General features: G+C 61.5%; 13 protein-coding genes, 1 tRNA gene and 1 pseudogene. 7 read left to right on the forward strand and 8 right to left on the reverse strand.

The window, feature by feature from the left end:
- Positions 1–208: pseudogene (locus tag ACEK02_RS17665) on the reverse strand (outer membrane protein assembly factor BamE); the annotation flags it as partial.
- A gap of 107 nt (positions 209–315) precedes the next feature.
- On the opposite strand from ACEK02_RS17665, the gene ACEK02_RS17670 reads away from it, so the two are divergent.
- From ACEK02_RS17670 to ACEK02_RS17700, 7 genes are all read left to right on the forward strand, one after another.
- A complete protein-coding gene (locus ACEK02_RS17670) occupies positions 316–858 on the forward strand; it encodes a ubiquinol-cytochrome C chaperone family protein (RefSeq protein ID WP_371422884.1) in 543 nt (180 codons plus the stop codon).
- Positions 855–1,445 carry a DUF177 domain-containing protein gene (locus tag ACEK02_RS17675; protein WP_371422896.1) on the forward strand — a complete coding sequence of 197 codons (591 nt, stop codon included), beginning with the start codon at positions 855–857 and terminating at the stop codon, positions 1,443–1,445. Before ACEK02_RS17670 ends, ACEK02_RS17675 begins: the two co-directional genes overlap by 4 nt.
- 201 nt (positions 1,446–1,646) lie before the next feature.
- A complete protein-coding gene (plsX, locus tag ACEK02_RS17680; protein WP_371422885.1) occupies positions 1,647–2,708 on the forward strand; it encodes a phosphate acyltransferase PlsX in 1,062 nt (353 codons plus the stop codon).
- Positions 2,705–3,682, forward strand: a complete 978-nt coding sequence (locus ACEK02_RS17685; RefSeq protein WP_371422886.1) for a beta-ketoacyl-ACP synthase III — start codon at positions 2,705–2,707, stop codon at positions 3,680–3,682. The genes plsX and ACEK02_RS17685 overlap by 4 nt, the downstream gene beginning before the upstream one ends.
- Positions 3,683–3,816: 134 nt before the next feature.
- Entirely contained in the window at positions 3,817–4,152 is a 336-nt protein-coding gene (locus ACEK02_RS17690) for an integration host factor subunit alpha (protein WP_371422887.1), read from the forward strand.
- A 49-nt stretch (positions 4,153–4,201) separates the two neighbouring features.
- On the forward strand, positions 4,202–5,035 hold the full coding sequence (locus tag ACEK02_RS17695; RefSeq protein WP_371422888.1) for a MerR family transcriptional regulator: 834 nt from the start codon (positions 4,202–4,204) through the stop codon (positions 5,033–5,035).
- 80 nt (positions 5,036–5,115) lie between these two features.
- Positions 5,116–5,193: transfer RNA gene (locus ACEK02_RS17700), tRNA-Pro, on the forward strand.
- Between the two features lie 55 nt (positions 5,194–5,248).
- Here ACEK02_RS17700 and ACEK02_RS17705 read toward each other — a convergent pair.
- From ACEK02_RS17705 to ACEK02_RS17735, 7 genes are all read right to left on the reverse strand, one after another.
- Positions 5,249–6,088, reverse strand: a complete 840-nt coding sequence (locus tag ACEK02_RS17705) for a site-specific integrase (protein WP_371422889.1) — start codon at positions 6,086–6,088, stop codon at positions 5,249–5,251.
- Between the two features lie 11 nt (positions 6,089–6,099).
- Positions 6,100–6,477, reverse strand: coding sequence for a hypothetical protein (locus ACEK02_RS17710; protein ID WP_371422890.1), 378 nt, complete (start codon positions 6,475–6,477; stop codon positions 6,100–6,102).
- The gene (locus tag ACEK02_RS17715; protein ID WP_371422891.1) at positions 6,474–6,788 is read right to left on the reverse strand and encodes a hypothetical protein; all 315 of its coding nucleotides are present in this window, start codon (positions 6,786–6,788) and stop codon (positions 6,474–6,476) included. Before ACEK02_RS17715 ends, ACEK02_RS17710 begins: the two co-directional genes overlap by 4 nt.
- A complete protein-coding gene (locus tag ACEK02_RS17720; protein ID WP_371422892.1) occupies positions 6,785–6,958 on the reverse strand; it encodes a hypothetical protein in 174 nt (57 codons plus the stop codon). The genes ACEK02_RS17715 and ACEK02_RS17720 overlap by 4 nt, the downstream gene beginning before the upstream one ends.
- Positions 6,955–7,230 (reverse strand): hypothetical protein, encoded by a 276-nt coding sequence (locus ACEK02_RS17725; protein WP_371422893.1) that lies wholly within the window; start codon positions 7,228–7,230, stop codon positions 6,955–6,957. The genes ACEK02_RS17720 and ACEK02_RS17725 overlap by 4 nt, the downstream gene beginning before the upstream one ends.
- A complete protein-coding gene (locus ACEK02_RS17730) occupies positions 7,223–7,480 on the reverse strand; it encodes a hypothetical protein (RefSeq protein ID WP_371422894.1) in 258 nt (85 codons plus the stop codon). Before ACEK02_RS17730 ends, ACEK02_RS17725 begins: the two co-directional genes overlap by 8 nt.
- A partial coding sequence (locus ACEK02_RS17735; protein WP_371422895.1) for a hypothetical protein occupies positions 7,477–7,700 on the reverse strand: 224 nt, incomplete at its 5' end. The genes ACEK02_RS17735 and ACEK02_RS17730, both read right to left, overlap by 4 nt.

Genomic DNA, 7,700 nt, shown 5'->3' on the forward strand with positions numbered 1-7,700 from the left:
GCGTGCCCATCACGATCAGCACCTGATCCTGGCTGGCGCCGATCGGAATCTGCTCCAGCGCACCGGGCGGCAGGATATAACCCTTCTGGAATTGCTCGGCGCAGGCGCCCAGCGTGACGCACAGGGCCGCGACCGCGAGTGCTGCGCGCATGCCGCGCCAGCCACGTGTCAGCCGCGCCTTCGCGCTGGTGGAGGTCGAAATTGTCATAGCGGAGGGGGTCCCATCCTCTTGCATCCCGGAAGGCGTTGACGTACCGGGCAGAACCTCTGAATGCAACATGCGCGCGCCCGAGGGGCCCGCCTGAGGAACCCAAGATGGTCTGGCCGTTCAGTCACTTCAGAAAGCCCCCGGCGCCGTTGCGCGGCACCATTGAAGCCATCTATGGCATGATCGTGGCGCAGGCGCGAGAACCCTTGTTTTATCGGGACTTGGGGGCACCGGATACGGTAAACGGGCGTTTCGATATGTTGCTGCTGCACCTGTGGCTGGTGCTGCGCCGGATGAATCCGAAGGATGAATTGTCGCAGGGGCTTTTCGACAGGTTCTGCAGCGACATGGATGACAATCTGCGCGAACTCGGCACCAGCGACGTGAAGGTGGCGAAAAAGATGCGGGAATTCGGCGATGCGTTTTACGGCCGGACAGGGGCCTATGACGCAGCGCTGGGCGCGGGCAGGGAGCCTCTGGCGGCGGCGCTGTCGAAGAATATCTATTATGGCATGAATATCGAGAACGCCCGGCGTCTCGCTGTTTATGTCGAAGCGGCGAATGCCCATCTGGGCACGCTCGATACAACGACACTGACATCAGGCGCGTGGCACTTCCCGTCGCCTGCGGAAACCTTGGTAACGACATGAACAGACCCGACGGTACCGTGGATCTCACGCCGCCCTGGAGCGTGCCGATCGCCGTGATCCAGATTCCCGAGACGGGGCTGGCGCGCGACATCGAGGCCACCCCCGAGCAGCGCAAGGGAATCGCCGCGCTGGGCGGCCTCGTCAGCGTGGGCGCTGCCAAGGGCGAATTGCTGCTGACCCCCGTGAAGGGCGGCACGGTGCATGTCACCGGCCGCATCTGGGGCAAGGTCGAGCAGACCTGCGTGGTGACGCTGGATCCGGTGGCTGCCGATTTCGAAGAAGAGATCGACCTGATTTTCGCGCCGCCGTCGCAGATTCGCGAACTGGCCGAATCGGTGGACGAGGATATCGAGAGCGACGAGGAGACCCCGGATCCGCCGGAGCCGATCGAAAACGGCATTATCGACCTCGGCAAACTGGCCACGGACGCCCTGTTTCTGGGGCTGGATCCGTATCCCCGTAAGCCGGATGCCGTGTTCGAGCCCGTTATTGAGGCGCCGGACCCCGACGAGCACCCGTTTGCGGCCCTGAAAGCGCTGAAAACAGAGCCCGAGAAACCGAAATCCAAGAAGCCCGGGAAGGGCTGAGCCCAGGCGCGATTCCACGCTCGCAGCGGCTGGCGGGACAAAAGCGCCCGGTCAAGATGTTGTATCGGGTCACGGAAACGCTATTGTCCCCGGCCGAAATCGGGTTAATGCCATAACTTCGCCGTCTGCCGCCGAATGCGGCAGGCTTCGTCCGCGGCCACGAGCGTCACAGGCCGCAAGAGACAGGTTTCCGGAACGTCCATGCCGAAAAAGGTTCGCATCGCGCTAGACGCCATGGGTGGCGATATCGGCGCATCGGTGGTCATTCCCGGCGCCGCGATTTCGTTGACCCGGCATCCCGACAGTGAGTTTCTGCTGTTTGGTGACAGCGCGCTGATCGAGAAAGAACTCGCCAATCATCCGGCACTGAAGGCCGTATCCAAGGTGATCCATACCGACGTCGCCGTCAGCATGCATGACAAGCCGAGCCAGGCGCTGCGCCGTGGCCGCAAGGTCTCGTCCATGTGGCTGGCGATCGAGGCGGTCAAGAAGGGCGAGGCCGATGTGGCGGTTTCCGCCGGCAATACCGGTGCGCTGATGGCGATGGCGCGGTTCTGCCTGCGCATGCTGGACGGCATCGAACGCCCCGGTCTGGCCGCGATCTGGCCGACCACGCGCGGCGACTCGGTGGTGCTCGATCTCGGCGCCACCATCGGCGGCGACGCTCAGCATCTGAAGACGCTCGCCGTGATGGGCAGCGCCATGGCCAGTGCGCTGTTCGATCTGGCGCGGCCGACGGTCGGCCTGCTCAATATCGGCGTCGAGGAAATCAAGGGCGGCGACGAGATCCGTGATGCGGCCGAACTGCTGCGCACCGCCAATCTGCCGCAGCTCGAATTCGTCGGCTTCGTCGAGGGCGACGGCATCGGCCGCGGCGACGCCGACGTGATCGTCACCGAAGGCTTCAGCGGCAATATCGCGCTGAAGGCGGCGGAGGGCACCGCGCGCCAGTTCGCCGAATATCTGCGCAATGCCATGGCCCGTACCTGGCGCTCGCGCATCGGCTATCTGTTCGCCAAGAACGCCTTCAAGGCGGTGCGCGACAAAGTCGATCCCAACAAGTCCAACGGCGCGGTATTTCTCGGCCTGCGCGGCATCGTCGTGAAAAGCCACGGTGGCACCAATGCGGATGGCTTCGCCTATGCGGTGGATGTCGGCTACGACATGGTCCGCTACGACCTTCTCACCAAGATCAATCAAATGCTCAACCGCGACGGCGACGCGCTCCCTGCGAGCCCGGCCGCGCAGGAGGCTGTCTCGTGACTGCGATACGTTCGGTCGTGCTCGGCTGCGGCTCTTACCTGCCGGAGCGGATCCTGACCAATGCCGAACTGGCATCCAAGGTCGACACATCGGACGAGTGGATCGTCCAGCGCACCGGCATCAAGCAGCGGCACATCGCTGCCGATGGCGAGTTCACCTCGCATCTGGCGATCAAGGCCGCGCAGGCCGCGCTGGCCAATGCCGGCGTCGATGCGCAGTCGATCGATCTGATCGTGCTGGCGACCTCGACCCCGGACAATACGTTCCCGGCAACCGCCGTTGCGGTGCAGAACGCGCTCGGCATCACCCATGGCGCGGCGTTCGACCTGCAGGCCGTGTGTTCCGGCTTCATCTTTGGGCTGACCACCGCCGACAGCCTGCTGCGCACCGGCGCCGGCAAGCGCGCGCTGGTGATCGGCGCGGAAACCTTCTCGCGCATTCTCGACTGGAGCGATCGCGGCACCTGCGTGTTGTTCGGCGACGGCGCCGGTGCGGTGGTGCTGGAAGCCCAGACCCAGCCCGGCGACGTCAGCGATCGCGGCGTGCTGACCACGCATCTGCGCTCCGACGGCCGGCACAAGGAAAAGCTGTATGTCGATGGCGGTCCGTCCTCGACCCAGACGGTGGGTTACCTGCGCATGGAAGGCCGCGAGGTCTTCAAACATGCGGTGGGCATGATCACCGACGTGATCGTCGATGCCTTCAAGGCCACCGGCGCCAGCGCCGAGACCATCGACTGGTTCGTGCCGCATCAGGCCAACAAACGCATCATTGATGCGTCGGCGCACAAATTACATATTGCACCGCAAAAGGTGGTGCTGACCGTGGACCTTCACGGCAACACATCCGCCGCATCGATTCCGCTCGCCCTGTCCGTGGCGGTCAATGACGGCCGTATCAAGAAGGGCGATCTCGTCTTGCTCGAAGCCATGGGCGGCGGCTTCACCTGGGGGTCTGCACTCATTCGCTGGTGATGATGCAGATCGACAACATCTCAAATTGTCATGATTTTCCATGCCTTTGCATCGATGGTGACTGTTGACCGGAGCGCGTTAACCTCCTAATTTCTGACGCGAATTTGGTTCGCCGAGAGTTTGTGGGGCAGGCGATGACGGGCACGGGAAAAACAGTCACACGCGTCGATCTGTGTGAGGCGGTCTACCAAAAGGTAGGTCTCTCACGCACGGAGTCGTCCGCGTTTGTTGAACTTGTTTTGAAAGAAATTACGGATTGTCTGGAGAAGGGCGAGACAGTGAAGCTGTCCTCGTTCGGCTCATTCATGGTGCGCAAAAAAGGCGAGCGCATCGGCCGCAATCCGAAGACTGGCACGGAAGTACCGATCTCGCCGCGGCGGGTGATGGTATTCAAGCCGTCTGCGATCCTGAAACAGCGGATCAATGGCGACAGCACTTCTGCAGGCAACGGCAAAGATCACGACGACTAGCTGAAACACCGATTAGATAAACACTGGGCGAACCACAGGGATCCTGCACTTGGACAAAGCGCCGGATGCGTTTCGAACCATAAGCGAGGTCGCTGACGATCTCGATATACCGCAGCATGTTCTGCGGTTCTGGGAAACGCGGTTCACTCAAATCAAACCGATGAAGCGATCCGGCGGCCGGCGATATTATCGCCCGGACGATGTCGATCTGCTGCGCGGCATCCGCCGGTTGCTCTACGGCGAGGGCTATACCATCCGCGGTGTGCAACGAATCCTGAAAGAGAACGGCATCAAGTCGGTGCAGGGGCTGGTGGACGGCCACGCTGCGCCGAGCTTCGCGCCGGTATCTGCCGCCAGCGCGCCACGCGTCCAGGCGAAGCGTCCCGTGGTCGAAGAGGAACACGAGGAAGAAGAGGCCGGGAACGAGGCTGAACGCGACGAGGACATCGAGGAAGAGGCCGAAGACGAGGCTGACGCCGACGCAGCCGAGGACGAGGAAGAAGAGGGCGACGAGGACGACGGCGAAGAGGCTGAAGACGAGGCTGAGGAAGAAGACGAGGAGGAGGCTGCTCCTGCTCCTGTTGTCGCTCGCCGCGCGCCGGATGCCGGTGCCCGCCGCGAACCTCCGATGACATCGGCGTCGCCGCGCGTTGAGCCGCAGTTGCAGCGGCCGCCGTCGCGGGCAAACCCCGTATTGGCAAATCCTGTTGCGGCGCGGCCCGAACCGGTGACGTCGGCTCCGACGCAGAGCGCAAGACCTGCCGTGGCCCCGAGCGCAAGGCCGGGCCCGCAGCGGCGCCTCGATCGCGAGCGGCTGGAAGCCGTGCTCGAGCAGTTGCTCGCCGCCCGTCGGGCGCTCGATACGGCCATGCAGGACGGCTAGTCGCCGTCCCACAACCAATCCGTTTCAATCCGCTCAGCCTTCTTGCGCCTCGGACGGATCGAAGCTACACGATGCCCCATCGGAGCGTAGCGCAGCCCGGTTAGCGCACTAGTCTGGGAGACTAGGGGTCGGAGGTTCAAATCCTCTCGCTCCGACCATTAAAATAAGGCATTTCGTGAATTTCGAAGTGTCGCTCGGTAATCCTACGGTAACCTAACGTACCTGGGAAGGCCCTTTCTGCCAGTCGGGATGGTGGTGGCCATAGACGCGTTCGACCATCTCGGCCGTCATTCCTACCGATTTGGCCGTGTCCCAGATCGAAATACCGTTCTTCAGCAGATGGGTAACCCGGGAATGACGCAAAACGTGTGGTGTCACGTCTTTTCCGAGCTTCGCTGCCTTGACCGCAGCCGGCCACACCTTCTGAAGCTTGGCCACAGGCTGCCAATTCCAGTGGATAACATACGGGCACGGCTCCAGCGGCGCGTCCCCGCGCTTCGCTCGCAGATCGTTGGCCTTGGAGAATGCGGCTTCATCCAACCGCTTCCATCGACGCAGATGGGCCATTAGCCGCTCGCCACCGCGGACAGGCGGGGTGCGCTTATGGCTCTCGGCCACGCCGGGCGGGCGCCGCAACACAATGCTGCTCTCGAACTTCACCATGTCCCAACGCAGGCCGAAGATATTGATTGAGCGCGAGCCGGTATGCCATCCGATGATGATGAATCGGGCCAGCCTCGGGACCCGCCGTGCGGCCCATAGCAGCCGTGCAGCCTCAGTGCGCGTCAGCCAGCGCTCTCGGGCTGGCGAAGCGGCCGGCAGTTTGACTGGGGGAATTGCCTTCAGTGGCCCGTGATAAGCGTGCCAATGATTGATCGCCGAGCGCAGCACCTTCAGGTCATTGCGCGCCCCGGGCCGATTCTTTGTCTCTGCATAGGCAATACAGTTCGCGGCGGTCACGTCTTCGAGCCGCTTCAACCCCCACCACTTTGACAAGTTGCGGACGTTGTATTCGGTGTTCGAGCCGGACGGGATCTGATGCAAATGCTCCACGAGATATGCTTTCAGCAGGTCTGCGAGTGGCGGGTTTTCGTCCCTTTTGGAGACGGTGTGTTTGCTGGTGAGATAATCGTTGAGCGCGCTTTCGGCTTGCGGAAGCTCTCTTGAAGAGAACGGAGTGCGAGTACGGCGCTTGCGGTCGATGATTGTCCATCGGTCGCGCTCTTTGTCGAGCCAGAGATGCGGGCCTCTGCTTTGACGCGGCATTTTTCTACCATGACTTTCAGATCAGTTATTGTGGTGAAGTATTTCCCGCCGATTTTAGATACAGCAAGATTGCCGATCTCGGCCTGGGTCTTCAAGACCCCTGGCGATCGCTTCCCGCGGAAAAAGATTTCCGATGCTTCCTTGAGCGTCAGCAGCTCATCGTCGCGCGGCATCATGTGCCGCCTCCTGATTGTTGCGGAGCGACCGTGGATGCCTTCATGCTTTTGTCAGCATCAATACAAATCCGCACGATGGACGACAGAGCCGACAATATCTCGTGCGGCTTGCAATCGAGGGCTAGGCGCTTGATCTGGTTAAAGTCGCCAGCTAGCCGATCGTCCCGGTCTTCAACCCCAGCCGCATAACCGTCATTGAAAGCGGCAACGTCTTCACTGCCGGTTGCGAAGCACTCGAACGCGCAGTCATCCAAGAACTCGTTGGAACTGGCGTAACCATCCGGGACGTATATTGTGACCGTCTCCCTCATGGCCGCACCGCCGCCCAGATGCACTTGAATCCGAACTTTAGAAGCTCCATTGGCGTTATACGGAATGCGATTTCCTTTTGCGGATTTAGGTCTTCCACCCGCAACGTTTCTCCGAACGCATCGCGCTCGTACTTGATCATCGGTCCTGCCGCGTTGAAGAAAAGAGTCATGGCTTGATCCTCTGTGAAACGATGTAAGTTTTGCCGCTGGACCTCCAGAAATCGCAGCCATCTTTGTCGTCAACGGTGTCCAGCGGGCGGCTCTCTGCGTCCCAGACGACGCGGCTAAATTCTCGCGTCGGCGGCATACGAAATTTGCAGCGGCCGGTCTGGTCCCATTCGCTAGTTGCGTCGGGATTGCGCACGAAGAAATGGCAGGAGCCGCAGTGGCCGGCATCGGCGGACTGATTCAGCGCCAGCACGATCTCGTGTTCTTTAGTCACGGGCGCCCCCATTAGTAGTGGTGTCGCGCCCATGGCGCGTGACCGAGGGGGCATTTTTCATTCTGCGGACGCCCTTGAGTCCGGTCTTCGCCTCTTGGATGACGTTCTCATAAGCCATCTCGATGGCCTCTGATGCGGGGCAGCCCCAATCGTTTTCGGCATGACGACGCATCCGCTCTGGGGGGTCGTAAGCCTTAATCCGCTGTAGAGCATTGAACATCTGCCAATAGTTCTTTTCGCTGATGCTCATGGCCGATCCTCCGAGATAATTTGCAGCGCTGAGCGACGTGGCCGGAACCTGAGGAATTTGCGGGGCCAATGCTCGCCATAACGGCGGCGCTGGATCTTGATCATGCGTCGGCCCCATTCGAGGACAAAGCCCTTGGGCACGTCATGGCGCACTTCGCCAACTAGATCACGGACGTTCTCGTGCAGGTCGCCATAGATCCAGCAGAAGCAGGGCACGGATA

It is taken from the genome of Tardiphaga sp. (assembly GCF_041424195.1).
Lineage (GTDB): Bacteria > Pseudomonadota > Alphaproteobacteria > Rhizobiales > Xanthobacteraceae > Tardiphaga.

What these genes read in the sequence shown, in the direction of transcription:
- plsX (WP_371422885.1), top strand. Translation starts at nt 1,647, where the DNA reads ATGCCGAAAAAGGTTCGCATCGCGCTAGACGCCATGGGTGGCGATATC.
- ACEK02_RS17670 (WP_371422884.1), top strand. Translation starts at nt 316, where the DNA reads ATGGTCTGGCCGTTCAGTCACTTCAGAAAGCCCCCGGCGCCGTTGCGC.
- ACEK02_RS17715 (WP_371422891.1), bottom strand. Translation starts at nt 6,788, where the DNA reads ATGAGGGAGACGGTCACAATATACGTCCCGGATGGTTACGCCAGTTCC.
- ACEK02_RS17690 (WP_371422887.1), top strand. Translation starts at nt 3,817, where the DNA reads ATGACGGGCACGGGAAAAACAGTCACACGCGTCGATCTGTGTGAGGCG.
- ACEK02_RS17720 (WP_371422892.1), bottom strand. Translation starts at nt 6,958, where the DNA reads ATGACTCTTTTCTTCAACGCGGCAGGACCGATGATCAAGTACGAGCGC.
- ACEK02_RS17730 (WP_371422894.1), bottom strand. Translation starts at nt 7,480, where the DNA reads ATGAGCATCAGCGAAAAGAACTATTGGCAGATGTTCAATGCTCTACAG.
- ACEK02_RS17710 (WP_371422890.1), bottom strand. Translation starts at nt 6,477, where the DNA reads ATGATGCCGCGCGACGATGAGCTGCTGACGCTCAAGGAAGCATCGGAA.
- ACEK02_RS17675 (WP_371422896.1), top strand. Translation starts at nt 855, where the DNA reads ATGAACAGACCCGACGGTACCGTGGATCTCACGCCGCCCTGGAGCGTG.